Source organism: Stenotrophomonas sp. Bg11-02, assembly GCF_002836635.1.
Classification (GTDB): Bacteria; Pseudomonadota; Gammaproteobacteria; order Xanthomonadales; family Xanthomonadaceae; genus Stenotrophomonas; species Stenotrophomonas lacuserhaii.
On record NZ_PJAY01000053.1, the window covers coordinates 16,426 to 31,849 of the forward strand.

General features: G+C 67.3%; 12 protein-coding genes. 6 read left to right on the forward strand and 6 right to left on the reverse strand.

The genetic code is table 11. The features are described from left to right. Positions 1-73: 73 nt before the first annotated feature. Complete coding sequence (locus CXG43_RS07345) at positions 74-2,299, reverse strand: S9 family peptidase (RefSeq protein WP_101099371.1); 2,226 nt, start codon at positions 2,297-2,299, stop codon at positions 74-76. 78 nt (positions 2,300-2,377) lie between these two features. Beyond that, positions 2,378-3,067, reverse strand: coding sequence for a glutathione binding-like protein (locus CXG43_RS07350; protein ID WP_101099372.1), 690 nt, complete (start codon positions 3,065-3,067; stop codon positions 2,378-2,380). Positions 3,068-3,176: 109 nt separating this feature from the next. On the opposite strand from CXG43_RS07350, the gene CXG43_RS07355 reads away from it, so the two are divergent. From CXG43_RS07355 to CXG43_RS07365, 3 genes are all read left to right on the forward strand, one after another. Then, positions 3,177-3,791 carry a TIGR00645 family protein gene (locus CXG43_RS07355; RefSeq protein ID WP_101099373.1) on the forward strand — a complete coding sequence of 205 codons (615 nt, stop codon included), beginning with the start codon at positions 3,177-3,179 and terminating at the stop codon, positions 3,789-3,791. Positions 3,792-3,952: 161 nt separating this feature from the next. Then, positions 3,953-4,990 carry an energy transducer TonB gene (locus CXG43_RS07360; RefSeq protein WP_101099374.1) on the forward strand — a complete coding sequence of 346 codons (1,038 nt, stop codon included), beginning with the start codon at positions 3,953-3,955 and terminating at the stop codon, positions 4,988-4,990. A gap of 147 nt (positions 4,991-5,137) precedes the next feature. After that, positions 5,138-5,842 carry a transposase gene (locus tag CXG43_RS07365; protein ID WP_101099493.1) on the forward strand — a complete coding sequence of 235 codons (705 nt, stop codon included), beginning with the start codon at positions 5,138-5,140 and terminating at the stop codon, positions 5,840-5,842. 53 nt (positions 5,843-5,895) lie between these two features. Here the strand turns inward: CXG43_RS07365 and CXG43_RS07370 are convergent, their stop codons facing one another. From CXG43_RS07370 to CXG43_RS19100, 4 genes are all read right to left on the reverse strand, one after another. Continuing rightward, entirely contained in the window at positions 5,896-7,080 is a 1,185-nt protein-coding gene (locus tag CXG43_RS07370) for an ABC transporter permease (RefSeq protein ID WP_101099375.1), read from the reverse strand. Further along, entirely contained in the window at positions 7,077-7,823 is a 747-nt protein-coding gene (locus CXG43_RS07375; protein WP_101099376.1) for an ATP-binding cassette domain-containing protein, read from the reverse strand. Before CXG43_RS07375 ends, CXG43_RS07370 begins: the two co-directional genes overlap by 4 nt. Then, a complete protein-coding gene (locus CXG43_RS07380; protein WP_101099377.1) occupies positions 7,820-9,334 on the reverse strand; it encodes an alpha/beta fold hydrolase in 1,515 nt (504 codons plus the stop codon). The genes CXG43_RS07375 and CXG43_RS07380 overlap by 4 nt, the downstream gene beginning before the upstream one ends. 162 nt (positions 9,335-9,496) lie before the next feature. After that, on the reverse strand, positions 9,497-12,112 hold the full coding sequence (locus CXG43_RS19100) for a hypothetical protein (RefSeq protein WP_157824981.1): 2,616 nt from the start codon (positions 12,110-12,112) through the stop codon (positions 9,497-9,499). A gap of 105 nt (positions 12,113-12,217) precedes the next feature. Here CXG43_RS19100 and CXG43_RS07395 point away from each other — a divergent pair, with 105 nt between their 5' ends. The 3 genes from CXG43_RS07395 (at position 12,218) to CXG43_RS07405 (ending at position 15,381) form a co-directional block, all read left to right on the forward strand. Continuing rightward, positions 12,218-13,159 (forward strand): LysR substrate-binding domain-containing protein, encoded by a 942-nt coding sequence (locus tag CXG43_RS07395; RefSeq protein WP_101099380.1) that lies wholly within the window; start codon positions 12,218-12,220, stop codon positions 13,157-13,159. 96 nt (positions 13,160-13,255) lie between these two features. Continuing rightward, the gene (locus CXG43_RS07400) at positions 13,256-14,452 is read left to right on the forward strand and encodes a CaiB/BaiF CoA-transferase family protein (protein ID WP_101099381.1); all 1,197 of its coding nucleotides are present in this window, start codon (positions 13,256-13,258) and stop codon (positions 14,450-14,452) included. Beyond that, positions 14,449-15,381: a hydroxymethylglutaryl-CoA lyase gene (locus CXG43_RS07405; protein WP_101099382.1), complete on the forward strand. Its 933-nt coding sequence runs from the start codon at positions 14,449-14,451 to the stop codon at positions 15,379-15,381. Before CXG43_RS07400 ends, CXG43_RS07405 begins: the two co-directional genes overlap by 4 nt. Positions 15,382-15,424: the final 43 nt, after the last annotated feature.

Sequence of the window (15,424 nt, forward strand, 5' to 3'; positions counted from 1 at the left end):
ACCCTACGCATTCATGGCGGAAGCGGCAATGCGCCGGAGGTCACGGGGGCGGGCGGCAGCTCATGCCGGGCGATCAGGGCTTCAGGCAGCGGCCGAGGAAATCCTCTGCAATGCGATAACGGTGCAACGCGTCGGCACCGGACAAGCCGTGCTTGGCGCCCGGGTAGGTCATCAGTTCGAACGGCTGGCCGCGCTTCTGCAGCGCGCTCATCAGCACCGTGGAATTGCTGAACAGCACGTTGTCATCGGCCATGCCGTGGATCAGCAGCAGGCGCGAACGCAGGCCATCGATATGGGTCAGCACGCGTGCTTCGGTGTACCCGGCTTCGTTGCGCCCCGGCAGGTCCATGTAGCGTTCGGTGTAGTGAGTGTCATACAGGCCCCAGTCGGTGACCGGTGCACCGGCCACGCCGCAGGCATAGCGGTTGGACGCCTTGGCCAGCAGCATCAGGGTCATGTAGCCGCCGTTCGACCAACCCTGCACACCGATCCGCGCCGGGTCCACCCACGGCTGCTTCTGCAGCCACTCCACGCCACGCAGCTGGTCGGCCACTTCCACCGTGCCCTGCTTGCCATACAACGCACCGCCGAAGTCGCGGCCACGGCGCGGGGTGCCGCGGTTGTCCAGCGAAAACACCACGTAGCCCTGCTGCGCCAGGTACTGGTTGAACAGATGGTCGCCGCGACCCGGCCAGGCGTTGGTGACGGTCTGCGAAGCGGGACCGCCGTACACGTACACCGCCACCGGATAGCGCTTGGCGGCATCGAAGCCGGCCGGCTTGATCACGCTGTAATTCAGTGGCGTGCGGCCATCGGCGGCGGTCAGCGTGCCGAATTCCACCGGCAGCTGTGCGTCCCGGTAGCGCGCATAGGGATGCGCCGGATCGGCCAGGTTGTTCTCCACCAGGGTGGCGATCTTCTCGCCGTTGGCGCGGAACAGTTCGATCTGCGGCGGCGTGCCGGTGTTCGACCAGCTGTCCACGTAGACGCTGGCGTTGCGTGCGAAGCTGGCCGTGTGCATGCCCGCGGACGGCGACAGTTTCCTGGGCGCGCCACCTTGCAGCGGCACGCTGTAGATGTGGCTCTCGCGCGCCGATTCCATGCCCGCGCGGAAGAACACCAGCCCGGCCTTTTCATCCACGGCCAGCAGCTCATCCACCGGCCACGCGCCGGTGGTCAGCGCGTGCGCCTTGCCTGCCTTGTCGATGCGGTACAGGTGTTCGAAGCCGGTGCGTTCGGACGACCACAGCAGGCTGCCGTCATCGAGGAAACGCAGGCTGTTGTGCAGCGGCACCCACGTCTTGCTGGTCTCACGGGCGAGCACGCGCTGGCGGCCGTCGGCCAACGTGGTTTCCACCAGCTCCAGCTGGCGCTGGTCACGGCTCTGGCGCTGGAAGCTGAGGTGCTGCGGATCGCGCCAGTCCACGCGCGCCAGGTAGATGTCCGCCTCCTTGCCGAGGTCGATCCAGCGCGGCTGTGCGTCCAGCGCCGGGGCGATCACGCCCAGCTGCACGCGCACGTTGGCATCGCCGGCGGCCGGGTAACGCTGTTCGATGACATCGGTGCGGTCGGGGTAGACCTCGTAGCGCTTCTGCACCGGCACCGGGCTTTCGTCGATGCGGGCAAAGGCGATCGCCGAATCGTCCGGCGCCCACCAGTAACCGGTGTGGCGATCCATTTCCTCATCGGCCACGAACTCGGCCACGCCGTTGCCGATGGTCGCGCTGCCGTCGCCGGTCAGCTGGCGCTGCTGGCCGCTGGCCAGGTCGATCACCCACAGGTTGCGGGCGCGGATGAAGCTGACGAATCCACCGCGCGGGGACAGCTTGGCATCGGTGGCGAAGCCCTCGCCGTGGGTCAGCTGGCGCACGGCGGCGGTGCCCTGCTTGCCCAGGTCGTACAGATACAGTTCGCCACCAAGCGGGAACAGCAGGCTGCGCGCATCGGGCGACCACTGGTAATCCACGATGCCGGTCATGGCCGCGATGCGCTGGCGCTCGCGGCGTGCCTTTTCTTCATCGCTCAGCGTTTCGGTGCCGGGCAGGACGACCTTGGAATCCACCAGCAGGCGGGTCTGCGCGCTGGCGATATCGTAGGTCCACAGGTCCAGCTGGTTGCGGTCGCTGTCCTTGCCGCGCAGGAAGCTGACCTGCGATCCATCGGGCGCCACCTTGGGCTTCATCAACGTCGGGCCGGACAGCGGCAACGAGCCGGTGATGGCTTCCAGGGTGAGTTTTTCAGCGTGGGCGGTGGTGGCGGTAACGAGCATCAGGGCAAGGGCAGCGAACAGGTGGCGCATGAAAGGTTCCGGTATACGGCTGCCCCAATCCTAACCCGGCGCCGCCGCATGCGTGGAAGCACCGGGCGTGGTCCGGCTTCAGCGCTTGCCGAACAGGTGCTTGCGTTCTTCATCGCTGAGCGGCTTGCCGGCATCCGGATTGACCTGCTGGCGCAGCGCGTACGCACGTTGGGTGGCCGGCCGCGCGGCGATCGCCTGGTGCCAGCGCTGCAGGTTCGGGAAGGCGGCGAAGTCCGGCGGCAGTTTGTCGTAAGCCCCGATCCACGGATAGCTGGCCATGTCGGCGATGCTGTACGCGCTGCCGGCCAGCCATTCGTGCTCGGCCAGGCGCTTGTCCATCACCCCGTGCAGGCGGCTGACTTCGTTGCCATAGCGTTCGATGGCATACGGAATCTTCTCCGGCGCATACACGTTGAAATGGCCCATCTGCCCGCTCATCGGGCCCAGCCCGGCCATCTGCCAGAACAGCCATTCCAGGGTTTCCACGCGCTCGCGGGGGTCGCGGGACAGGAAGCTGCCGGTCTTTTCGGCCAGGTACAGCAGGATCGCGCCGGACTCGAACACGCTCAGCGGCGCGCCACCACCGGCCGGAGTCGGGTCGAGGATCGCCGGCATCTTGTTATTGGGCGAGATGGCGAGGAATTCCGGCTTGAACTGGTCGCCGGTGCCGATGTTGACCGGATGGATGCGGTACTCAAGCCCGGCTTCTTCCAGGAACAAGGTCACCTTGTGGCCGTTCGGGGTGGGCCAGTAATACAGATCGATCATGGCGGGTCACTCATCGGGGATGTGCTGCGAGTGTAGTAGGTGGACCCGCTTGGCACTGTCTCATTGGACCAGTACTCTGCGCCCTTTCCTGCAACGCAGCATGCCGTCCATGACCCCTCAGCACAGCCCCAATCCCCTGTCCACCCTGATCTTCGCCTCACGCTGGCTGCAGCTGCCGCTGTACCTGGGCCTGATCGTCGCCCAGGGTGTCTACGTCTACCTGTTCGGCAAGGAGCTGTGGCACCTGATCATGGATGCCAGCAACCTGGGCGAGCAGCAGATCATGCTGATCGTGCTGGGGCTGATCGACGTGGTGATGATCTCCAACCTGCTGGTGATGGTGATCGTGGGCGGCTATGAAACCTTCGTCTCGCGCCTGCGCCTGGAAGGCCACCCGGACCAGCCGGAATGGCTGAGCCACGTCAACGCCAGCGTGCTGAAGGTGAAGCTGGCGCTGTCGATCATCGGCATCTCCTCGATCCATCTGCTGAAGACCTTCATCGCCGCCGGCGCGCTGGACGGCCTGCCGCTGTGCCCGCCGGAACTGATGAACGCTGCCGCCTCGGCCGCCAATGCCGGCGCCGCCAAGTGCGCCACGCTGACCTCCACCGGAGTGTTGTGGCAGACCATCATCCATGCCGTATTCATCCTGTCGGCGATCGGCATCGCCTGGACCGACAAGCTGATGGGCGGCGGCAGCAGCGGTACGCGGGATGCTCACTGACCTGGTGGCAGGGGTGGCTTATCCGCCCCTGCCCTTCCCCCCCGGGGGATGCTAGATTGCACAGCTGACAGTATCTGCCTGCGGCGTCGGGAAACGCCGCAGGCTCGTGCCTGGGACCATTGCCAGGTCTTTCGTATCGTCGTTTCAAAGGGGGAAACAGGATGTCGTACGCCAGGAAATCCGTCGTTGTTCGTGCGCGCCTGCTGGCGCCTGCCGTCCTGCTGATTGGCCTCGCCGCCTGTTCAGGCAAGGACGAGACCGCCGCACCCGCCACCGATGCCAAGCCCGCCGCCGCCGCGCCTGCCGCCACCGCGCCCGCCGCCGAACCGGCCGTGTCCAGCAAGGTGCAGGCGATGGGCAGCGAGGAACTGCGCGAAGCGGCCAGCCAGGCACTGCGCGACAACCGCATGTACGCCCCCGCCGGCGACAATGCGATCGAGTACTACCTGGCGCTGCGCGACAAGACCCCGGACGATGCGTCGGTGAAAAGCGCGCTGACCGACCTGCTGCCGTACACGCTGATCGCCGCCGAACAGAACATGGCGCGCGAGGACTTCGAGGAAGGCCAGCGGCTGATCGCGCTGATCGAGAAAGTGGACCCGAAGGCGCCGGCATTGCCGCGCCTGAAGCAGGGCATCACCCGTGGCGTGGAAGTGGCCGCGCTGCGCACCACCGAAGAAACCGAGCGGGTCAAGCGCGAAGCCGAGGCCAAGACCAAGCAGTTGGCCGAACAGCAGAAGCTGGCCGAGCAGCGCACCCGCGAAGCCGCCGCGGCGCAGCAGATCGCCTCGCAGCAGGCCGCTGCCACCCCGGCGGCCGCCGCACCCGCGCCGGCCGCGCAGGATGCCGAACGCCAGGCCGCCGCCCGCCGTGAAGCCGAACAGCGCCAGCAGCAGGCCGCCGCACAGGCCGCCGCCGCTGCCGCCGCACGCCAGACCGCAGCGCCCACCCTGCGTCCGGTCAGCACGCCGGCCCCGCGCTACCCGGCCGACGCGCTGCGTTCCAATACCTCCGGCGAAGTGCTGGTGGAGATCACCGTCGGCACCGACGGCTCGGTCACCAGCGCCCGCGTGCTGCGCGCCACCCCGGCCCGCACCTTCGACCGCGAAGCCCTGGCCGCCGTGAAGCGCTGGCGCTTCGAACCGGTCGCCGCACCGGTCACCACCCGCCGCACGCTGGCCTTCAGCCCCGGCGGCTGAAAAAAGGGGACGGAGGGGATTAAGTCGTAATCCCCTCGTTTCCCCCACTTCGTGCCTTGCTGCCACAGCGTGGCACGACGTGGCCTGATAACACCGCGCGTCCTCGCCCCGCAGGCTGGGCTTCCACCCAACATGGAAGCCCGCGCCATGCCCCGCCATGCCCGCCTGCTGGTGCCAGGTCTGCCGTTCCACGTCGTCCAGCGCGGCGTCAACAAGGGCGCGATATTCGCCGACGATCTGGACCGCGACCATTTCCTGCGCGTGATGCACAAGGCCTTCGTCAAGCATGACGTTGCGCTGCACGCGTATGTGCTGATGGACAACCATGTGCATCTGCTGGCTACGCCGAAGACCACCGGTGGCCTGGCCCATGCGATGCGGGCGCTCGGTACGGGCTACGTGCAGGCGTTCAACCAGCGACACGGTCGATCCGGCCCGCTTTGGCAGGGTCGCTTTCATTCCAGCATGATCGACAACGACGCCTACCTGCTGGCGGTCTACCGCTACATCGAACTCAATCCGGTGCGCGCCGGCCTGGTGGCCTCCCCCGAACAGGCTGCGTGGTCCAGCGTGCACGGCAATCTGGGCCTGCGCCGTGACCCGTTGCTGACCCCGCATCCCGCGCTGCTGATGCTCGGTGGCACCCCCGCGCAACGCCGTGTCGGCTACCGGGCGTTCCTGCGCGATCATCGTCGGGCCAGCGCGGAGGCCCCGGCAATCCGCGAACATGGCAGGGCGCAGTGCCCGCTGGACAGTGCGCGGTTCCTGGAAATGCTGGCTGAAACCCTGGGGCGCCCCGTAGCGGCACCGCCACGGGGCCGCCCGCGCAAGCCAGGCAGCGAATCGCGATGAGGGGACCGAGAGGCGAGTCGAAAACGACTTAATCCCCTCCGTCCCCTTTTTGCTCAGCCGGAGATCGCGAGGCGTTCCTGGCGGTAGCGGTGGATCGCGGCGAACCACAGCAGGGCGGCCAGGCCGAGGTTGGCGCCGAGGTAGATCACCCAGATGGTCGGGCTGATGTGCTCGTGGCGGATCACCTTCAGCAGCATCTGGTTCTGCGACAGGAACGGGATGGCGTACTGCCACACCACGCTCTTCAGCGGATACACCAGCAGCGCGTAGCTGGGCAGCATCGGCAGCAGCATCAGCCAGGTCATGTGGCTCTGGGCTTCCTTCATGCTCTTGGACGCGGCCGACAGGAAGGTCAGCAGCGAAGTGCCGATCAACAGCATCGGCAGCATCACCAGCAGCATCTGCAGCATCGAACCCAGCCCCATGTTGAGCTGGCGGCCAACGCTGCTGTCGGACAGCTGCGCGCTGAGCTTGAACGCCACCAGGGTCAGCACCAGCGAGGCGATACCCACCACGCAGGCGGCGGCGATCTTGCCGCTGACGATGGCGCTGCGCTTGGCCGGGGTGGCCAGCAACGGCTCCAGCGACTGCCGTTCGCGCTCGCCGGCGGTGGTGTCCATCACCAGGTAGGCGCCGCCCAGGAACGAGGTGATGGTCAGCAGCAGCGGCAGCAGCATCGACAGCATCATGCCCTGCTTGGCCTCGGCCGATGCCAGGTCCTGGGTCGCCACGTCCAGCGGGCGGGCGACCTGCGCGTCGATGCCGCGTGCCATCAACCGCAACGAACCGACCTGGCCGTTGTAGGTCTGCAGCGCTGCCTTGAGACGTGCGGTGGGCACGTCGGCGGCGCGTCGGGTGCTGTCCTGCAGGATCTCCACCAAGGCCGGCCGGCCATCGCGCCAGTGTTCGTCGAACGACTCGCTGATCCGCAGCGCCACATCGATGCGCTGGTCACTGATCGCCTCGTTGAGGTCCTTCGGGGCAGCGGTCGCGTTGAGGCCCTGCGCGGCCAGGAACCGCACCAGGTTGGGTGCGTTCTGCGCGCCGATCGTCGGGATTTCCAGCGGCTGCTCGATCTGGGACTTGACCCGGCTTTCGGCCAGCTTGCCCATGCCGAGGATCAGGATCGGATACAGCAGCGGGCCCATCAGCAGGGTCAGGGCCAGGGTGCGGCGGTCACGCGAGAGGTCGCGCAGTTCCTTGCGCATCACCGTGAACAACGTGGACATGATGCTCATGCGTGCAGGCCCTCTTCGGTGCCGATCAGTTTGACGAAGGCGTCCTCGAGGTTGCTCTGGCCCGCTTGTTCGCGCAGTTCATCGGCGCTGCCGGCAGCCATCACCGTGCCCTTGGCGACGATCACGATGTGGTCACACAGCGCGGCCACCTCCTGCATGATGTGGCTGGAGAAGATCACGCAGCGGCCTTCGTCGCGCAGGCCATGCAGGAACCGGCGCATCGCGCGGGTGGTCATCACGTCCAGGCCATTGGTCGGTTCGTCCAGGATCACGTTGCGCGGGTCATGCACCAGCGCGCGGGCAATCGCGGTCTTGGTGCGCTGGCCCTGCGAAAAGCCATCGGTCTGACGGTCCAGGATGTCGCCCATGTCCAGCGCCCGCGACAGCGATTCGGTGCGCTGGGCGATGGTGCCCGCGTCCAGCCCGTGCAGCTCACCGAAGTAGGCGATGTTCTCGCGCGCGGTGAGCCGCTTGTAGACCCCCCGCGCGTCGGGCAGCACGCCCAGCCGGCGGCGCACTCCCGTGGCGTCGACATTGGCATCGATGCCATCCACGGTGACCCGGCCCTGGTCCGGGCTCATCAGCGTGTACAGCATGCGCAGGGTGGTGGTCTTGCCGGCGCCGTTCGGTCCAAGCAGCCCGGTGATGCGCCCGTCTTCGGCACGGAAGCTGACGTCCTGCACCGCCTGGATGCGGCCGGTCTTGGTGTGGAATGCCTTGTGCAGGCCCTCTGCGACGATCATGGTTCCCATCCGTTGAACGAGGTGAACGCCGGCACGTGGCTCAGCGAATCCAGGCAGCTGGCATCCACTGCCTTGGCGTCTGCGGTGTCGATGTACTGGCCCAGCACGCGCGGCATGCAGCCGGCGTTGATACTGCCGTGGCCCTGCCCGCGGGCGACGATGTGGCGACCGTTGGGCAGGCCCTTGAGCACCTGCTCGGCGTAGCGCGGCGGGGTGACCGGATCCAGCTCGCCGGACAGCAGCAGCACCGGCAGGTCGCTCTTGAACGGCGTGGCGGCGTCGGCGGCGGCCTTGTCATGTGGCCACACAGCGCAGGCAGCGAAGAACATCTGCGCCACGTTCGGACCCAGCAGGCGATCGCTCTGCGGCGCCGGCTGGAAGCGCGATGCGTCCTCGCTGCAGATCACCGACCACTGCATGCCCCGGCTGATCTGCAGGTCCATCGCGCGCGAGGCGTTGCGGGTCAGCGCCGCGAGCGGACCGTAGCGCCCCTGCGCGGCTTCGTCGAGCACCACCGGCAGCAGCGAGGACAGTTCGGGAATGTAGGAGAAGGCGAAGATCAGGCCGAGCACGCTGTCCGGCTTCAGCACGTCCTGGCGGGCCTCGGCGGTGGCCGGGTCGCGGTAGTCGACCGTCACCGGCGCGGCGGCCAGGGTGTCCAGCACGCTGCGCAGCTGGGTACGGGTGTTGACGGGGAAGCGCTTGGCGCAGGCCGCGTCCTTGATGCACTGCGCGGACTGCAGGATGATCGCGTCCTCGAAGGTATTGGCGAAGTCACCACCGACCACCAGGTCGTTGGGCACCACGCCGTCGATCACCATGCTGCGCACGTGCTGCGGATAGCGCGCGGCATAGCGCTGGGCGACGCGGGTGCCGTAGGAGCCGCCCACCAGGTTGAGCTGCCCGGCACCGAGTGCCTTGCGCACCGCGTCCAGGTCATCGATGGCCTGCGAGGTGGTGTAGAAACGCGGATCCGCACGGCCTTCCAGCGACGTGGCGCACTGCGCGGCGTAGCCCTGGATGTACGCTTCGGTGGGATCGGCGTGCTCGTCCATCGGCAGTTCCTTGCCGTCCGCGCCGAGGCAGCTCAGCGGGTTGGAGCCGCCGGTGCCGCGCTGGTCGATCAGGAAGATGTCGCGCTGTTTGCGCACCTGGCGCAGCGCGGTGCTGACCGGCAGCGCCACGTCGCTGGCTGCCTGGCCAGGACCACCGGCCAGGAAGAACACCGGATCCGGCAGGCCGCTGGCCGCCTTGTCCGCATCCAGCCAGGCAATGCGCAGGTCGATCTTCCGGCCCTCCGGCGCGGCGGGGTTTTCGGGCACGCTGAAGGTGCCGCACAGCGCTTCGACATTCGCCGCGGCGACTGCGCCGGTCAGCGTGCAGGGTTTGAATTCGATCTGCCCGTAGTGGCGCCCGCTGGCCGAGCCTTCGGTTCCCGAAGGTGGCGCACTGCATGCAGCACACAGGACACTGGCCAACACCCCGGCCAGTTTCAGGTGGTTTCTGGACATCTTCCTTGCTTCCCCTTGCTGATGGTCATGCGACAAGGACGGGGCCCCGGCGCGGATGTGACCAAGTTACACCGAAGCACGGGAGGGCCGCGATGGGTTCCGGCATCGGACCGCGAAACCGAGGCTCCCGGGACACGGCGTGGCGCAGGACGCGACAGTGGGCTAGCTGCCATCGACCCGCTCATAGCCCTCGCCGGCAAGCCACATGACGATTTCCTCCTCGGTATAGCGACGCAGACGATCAAATCCATTTTCGTAGGCGAACGCGCGGTCCTGCGGACGTTCCATGTCGCCCAGCACATAGCGTTCCTGATGCTCAGGCGCCCTGTCGAAGACCAGCGCGCCCTGCTGGCCATGTGGATCGGCATAGCGCAGCACACCCTGTTCGAACGTGAAGCACGCAGGACACATTGCAGGTCCGGGCGAAGGATCTTCGAGGTCATCCGGAGCGGTGGACGTTTCGACAGGGCGTCTTGAGCCCGCTTCGATGTCCGGACCCGGCACCCTCACCATGCCTCGCGCTTCCAGTTGATCGGCCAAGGCTTCAAGGTTGTACGCATAGCCCGCCTGTAGGCCGAACCGTCTGGCGAACGCCTCATCGGGCGAAGTTGGGCAGTGAAGTATCGCGCCGCCAGCCTGATGGGACGTGGGACACCCCAGGCGCAGGACGCCCGGTATCCGTTTTTCGTCTGCGTAAAGCAGACAGTCCCCGGTGAGGGTGAAGCTGTTGGCGTAGAGCTCCACCGCAGCATGCTGCGCGCTCGGGGGTATCACCACCGGATTGATGAAGCTGAGCGTGCGTTCGTGGGGAAGCCGGTCGTGCGGCGGCATCCAGGACAGCTGCTCTTCTTCGGTGACCCAGAGATTGCCCGCCGGTTCCGGGATTGTTCCGCGCTGAGCTCCAGGAAGGGCATCGCCCCGGTGCTCCGGGCCGGGATCGTAGTCCAGTCCACTGACATCCTGCAGGCCGGCCACCAAGCCGTCGAGGTCCGATGCGCCGATGGTCCAGTCGCGCTTTTCGTCCCGGACACTCAGCGCCCCTGCCTCATCGACCTGGACATCCAGCACGCCTGCGGCGACACCGCGCGCCCTGGCCTGGTCACTGGCAATCAGGTAGGCAATCAGCAGGTGCCTGCTGCCTCCGATATCCACATGTTCCATGAGACGGAAGGTGTTGCGCAGAAGCGACATGCGGTGGTCAAGCAGATCCACACTGACGGGACCTTCAAGCAACGCGATGGTGATGACGGAAAAGACAAGGTTGTGACCCACCTCGGCAGGTCGTGAGGGAAGCGTCGGCGAAGGGTGCCCGGGTCGCCGGATGATCTGGATGGCAGACGTGCGCAGCGCCTTGGGAATCCTCTCCTGTATCGGGTGGGCGATGGTTCTCGCGTCTGCGCCAGGCAACGCCGCCCCCGCGAAACTGAACATGTTGGTGAAGCGTTCGCGTGCGCGCGGATGGACGCAATAGCGGGTCATCGTGCTCTGTTCGCGCAGCGCGCGTAGTTGCCTGCACATTTTCCGGCCATCATGGAAGCGCAGACAGCGGGGGCTGTCCACGACGGAAGTGAAAGCGGCTGGGGGTACCGCCGGGGCGGGCATCGGCAGCGCCGTGCGTGACGCGCCAAGCTCCTTTCGCCTGCCGAACAAAGGAGTCGCCGTCGTCGTCGACGTTGCCGGCGTTTCCGCCCTGCGCCGGTCCTCCTGATCGCGAGCCTTGAAGACCGCGCTCGAAGAGTGTGACAACGGGCCCATCATCGATTCCCGAGCGCTATCCGCATTGGAGGCCTGCGCATGACCGGCCATCGCCCCGCCGTTTCTCGCCGCTCCCCGGATCAGGAACCGGTCGCTGTTTCCTGCCTGCGGGCCCCTGCGCTCGTTCGCGTCGGCCCGGTCCAGGGTATTGGTCCTGCGGACTTTTATTCCCGTGCGGGTTCGTGGCTTGACCGGGCGCGCGGCGGCCTTGGGCCTTGCCGGTCGCGGTGGTGCCCCTCTTCCGCCGGAACGCTTGGCGGACGCACCTGGGAAGACTGCGCTGCCTCCCGCATACATCCACCCGCTTGGCCGTTCCGGCGCACGTTCCAGGGTGACGCCATGGCCAGCCGGAAGACCGGCCATGGTGAGACCCGTGGTCTGGTTGCGTGTCACGGCGGGGCCGGGAGCGCCCGGTGAGGCCGCAATGCAATACCCGTTGCCACAAGGGTCCGGCGGGGTCGGCGACGGGCCATGACTGATGGCGCTCCACACGCCTGACAGCAGCCGCACACCTTTGAGCGAGCCCAACAGAGCGCGCTGCGTGGAAGATAGCGGCGCAGGGCCGGGATCGTCCTGCACCCGGGTGGCCCACGCAACAGCCGCCAGGACAAGGATCACTGCCTCATGCCGTTCACTCGTATCACCCAACCGAGGCAAGGCATCCAGCAGCTGTTCGCTGAAAGCGCTGAGCACGAGGCCGACAGGGACGCACCGCAGGGCATCCGTGACATGGCCACGGCGTAGGCCGGACAGCGCCCGTCCCGCCCGCCAGGCACAATCGATCCATGTGAGGCCGGGAAGGTGCCGGCATGCCGCGCGCATCAGCTGGATCGCGGCGATCTGCCGGCCCCAGTCAATCATTTCCTGCGAGATCTCGGCGGGCACGATGGCTCGAGATGGGGCCTGGGATAAAGGTCGGTTGCTTATCGCGCCCGGACGCAGGCCGGGGACCAGCCGACGAATATGCGTCATGACATTCACGCTTCCTGCGGTTCCGCAGGAGAAACACTGCACGGTATCCATGTGAGGCGCCTGGTCTGGGGTCCTATTTTCAGCCTTTCAGCGCCATCGCCACTTGCAGATTCAGTGCGTGCCCGGGAGCGCTGAGCAATGCGGGCGCACCGTACAATGCCGCTCACGCCCCAGCGCAGGATCGCCCCCATCAGCCAGCCGATGTCCATCGACCGGATCAGCCTGACCACCCTGCGGCTGTTCGTGGCCGTGGCCGAGGAAGGCTCGCTGACCCGTGCGGCCGATCGCGAGGCGATTGCCACCTCTGCCGCCAGCCGGCGCCTGAATGACCTGGAGAGCGGACTGGATGTGGCGCTGTTCACCCGCAACTCGCGCGGAATGCAGCTGACCCTGGCCGGCGAGAGCCTGCTGCAGCACGCGCGGCGCATGCTGCTGGCAGCTTCCGCACTGTCATCGGAACTGCTGGAATACCGTCGCGGCATCCGCGGGCATATCCGCATGCTGGCCAACCTGTCGGCCATCGTGGCCTACCTGCCGGAAGAACTGGAGCAGTTCTTCCTGACCCATCCAGACCTGCGCATCGAGCTGGAAGAACGCCCCACCGGCGGCGTGGTGCGCGGCATCCAGGAAGGCTGGGCGGAAATCGGCGTGTGCTCCGGCGATGGCGAACTGGGCGAGCTGACCGCCGTGACCTTCCGCCGCGACCGGCTGGTGATGCTGATGCGGCCGGACCATCCGCTGGCCGGCAGCGGGCCGCTGGCGTTCGCCGATACGCTGCCCTTCGACCAGATCGCGCTGCATGCGGAGAGCTCGATCTTCACCCGTTCACAGATGGCCGCGCGCGATGCCGGCCGGCCGCTGCGGCGGCGCATCCACGTGCCCGGCTTCGACGCCATCTGCCGCACCGTGCAGGCCGGGCTGGGCATCGGCGTGGTGCCCGAGCCGGTGTTCGCGCTGTTCGGCCGGGCCATGCACCTGCACGTGGAAGCGCTGACCGATGGCTGGGCCCAGCGCGAACTGAAACTGGTCTGGCGCGGCGACCGGCCGTTGTCCACCGCCGCCCAGCAGCTGGTCGAGCACCTTCGACCAAAGGCGTAGGCGTTCGCATTTCGCGAACGGTTTTTCGTCAGAAAGGCATGGCGTCATCCGATGATTGCGACCTACCCTGCCGGTCTAGTCCTGGGAGGGTAGAAGATGTCCGGTCCATTGCACGGCATCCGCGTTGTTGAATTCGGAACACTGATCGCGGCGCCGTTTGCCGCGCGGCTGTTCGCCGAGTTCGGCGCCGAAGTGATCAAGATCGAATCGCCCGAGGGCGGCGACCCGCTGCGCAAGTGGCGCAAGCTGCATGGCGACACCTCGCTGTGGTGGTCGCTGCAGGCGCGCAACAAGAAGTCGGTGGCATTGGACCTGAAGTCCGCCGAGGGCGCCGAGGCGGCGCGCCAACTGGCTGCCAGCGCCGATGTGGTGATCGAGAATTTCCGTCCCGGCGGGCTGGAAAAGCTCGGCCTGGGCTGGGACGTGCTGTCCGCGCTGAATCCGGACCTGATCATGGTACGCATCTCCGGCTACGGCCAGGATGGTCCATACCGCGACCGCCCGGGCTTCGGGGCGATCGGCGAGGCGATGGGCGGCATCCGCTACACCACCGGTGATCCAAGCACGCCGCCGGCACGCGTGGGCATCAGCCTGGGCGACTCGCTGGCCTCGCTGCACGGGGTCATGGGCGCGCTGATGGCGCTGCTGCGGGTCAAGACCGGCCAGGGCGGCGGCCAGGTGGTGGACGTATCGCTGGTGGAAAGCGTGTTCAACCTGATGGAAAGCCTGGTGCCCGAACACGCGATGTTCGGCACGGTGCGTGAACGCACCGGCGGCGCGCTGCCGGGCATCAGCCCTTCCAACACCTATCCCACCGCCGATGGCAGCTTCGTGGTGATCGCCGGCAACAGCGATCCGATCTTCCGCCGCCTGATGCGCGCGATCGACCGCAACGACCTGGCCGACGATGCCGCGCTGGCGACCAATCCGGGCCGGGTGCTGCGCAATGCCGAGCTGGATGCGGCCATTACCCACTGGACCAGCGGGCTGCACATCGATGCAGTGCTGGCCGCGCTCGACGCGGCCGACGTGCCCGCCGGGCGCATCTACTCGGCCGCCGACATCGTCGCCGATCCGCACTACCGCGCGCGCGGCATGCTGCTGGAAACCACCCTGCCCGATGGCCAGCCGATCACCCTGCCGGGCATCGTGCCGAAGCTGTCGGCCACACCGGGCCGGATGCACTGGACCGGCCCGGCACTCGGCGAACACACCGACCAGGTACTGGCCACGCTGGGCATGACCGCGGCCGCCATCGCGACCGCCAGTGGCCGCACCGGAGAATCCGCATGAGCACTGTCCGTCCGTTGATCGTGCAGGAAGTCTGCCTGCGCGATGGCCTGCAGATCGAACCGGTGTTCGTGCCCACGGCCGACAAGATCCGCCTGGCCGATGCCTTCAGCGCACTCGGCTTTGCGCGCATCGAAGTCAGCAGTTTCGTCTCACCCAGGGCAGTGCCGGCACTGGCCGATGCCGCCGAGGTATTCGCCGGCATGCAGCGCGCGCCTGGCACGGTGTACGTGGCATTGATACCCAACCTGAAGGGCGCCGAGCGCGCGTTGGCCGCCGGCGCGGGTGAGCTCAACCTGGTGATGTCGGCCGGGCAGACCCACAACCTGGCCAACATGCGCATGACCACTGAGGAAAGCTTCGACGGCTTTGCGCGGATTGCCGCGCTGCCGCGTGGCGATGTGCTGCTCAACGGCAGCGTGGCGACCGCGTTCGGTTGTCCGTTCGAGGGCGAGCAGCCGGTGGCGAAGGTGCTCGACCTGGTGCGCCGTTACCTGGACCTGGGATGCAACGGGATCACCCTGGCCGACACCACCGGCATGGCCAATCCGCGCCAGGTTGCCGCGTTGGTGGAGCAGGCGTTGCCGCTGGTCGGCGCCGACGCGCTTACCCTGCATTTCCACAACACGCGCGGGCTGGGCCTGGCCAACGTGGTGGCTGCCTACGATGCCGGTGCACAGCGTTTCGACGCCGCGCTGGGGGGGCTCGGCGGCTGCCCGTTCGCACCCGGTGCCTCCGGCAACATCTGCACCGAAGACCTGGTGGCGATGTGCGAGGAGATGGGCATCCCGACCGGGTTGGACCTGCCTGCGCTGATCGCCCTGTCGCGCGGGCTACCGGCGCTGGTCGGCCATGAAACCGCCGGCCAGGTGGCCAAGGCCGGCCGCGTCGCCGACCTGCATCCCGCACCGCCGGGGCTGCGCGCCGCGTAAGCCTTTCGTCCTTCATCGCGCAGGGCATCGCCCTGCGAAATCA

Coding starts and splice junctions, on each gene's coding strand:
- CXG43_RS07345 (WP_101099371.1), bottom strand. CDS start 2,299: ATGCGCCACCTGTTCGCTGCCCTTGCCCTGATGCTCGTTACCGCCACC.
- CXG43_RS07350 (WP_101099372.1), bottom strand. CDS start 3,067: ATGATCGATCTGTATTACTGGCCCACCCCGAACGGCCACAAGGTGACC.
- CXG43_RS07355 (WP_101099373.1), top strand. CDS start 3,177: ATGACCCCTCAGCACAGCCCCAATCCCCTGTCCACCCTGATCTTCGCC.
- CXG43_RS07360 (WP_101099374.1), top strand. CDS start 3,953: ATGTCGTACGCCAGGAAATCCGTCGTTGTTCGTGCGCGCCTGCTGGCG.
- CXG43_RS07365 (WP_101099493.1), top strand. CDS start 5,138: ATGCCCCGCCATGCCCGCCTGCTGGTGCCAGGTCTGCCGTTCCACGTC.
- CXG43_RS07370 (WP_101099375.1), bottom strand. CDS start 7,080: ATGAGCATCATGTCCACGTTGTTCACGGTGATGCGCAAGGAACTGCGC.
- CXG43_RS07375 (WP_101099376.1), bottom strand. CDS start 7,823: ATGATCGTCGCAGAGGGCCTGCACAAGGCATTCCACACCAAGACCGGC.
- CXG43_RS07380 (WP_101099377.1), bottom strand. CDS start 9,334: ATGTCCAGAAACCACCTGAAACTGGCCGGGGTGTTGGCCAGTGTCCTG.
- CXG43_RS19100 (WP_157824981.1), bottom strand. CDS start 12,112: ATGGATACCGTGCAGTGTTTCTCCTGCGGAACCGCAGGAAGCGTGAAT.
- CXG43_RS07395 (WP_101099380.1), top strand. CDS start 12,218: ATGCCGCTCACGCCCCAGCGCAGGATCGCCCCCATCAGCCAGCCGATG.
- CXG43_RS07400 (WP_101099381.1), top strand. CDS start 13,256: ATGTCCGGTCCATTGCACGGCATCCGCGTTGTTGAATTCGGAACACTG.
- CXG43_RS07405 (WP_101099382.1), top strand. CDS start 14,449: ATGAGCACTGTCCGTCCGTTGATCGTGCAGGAAGTCTGCCTGCGCGAT.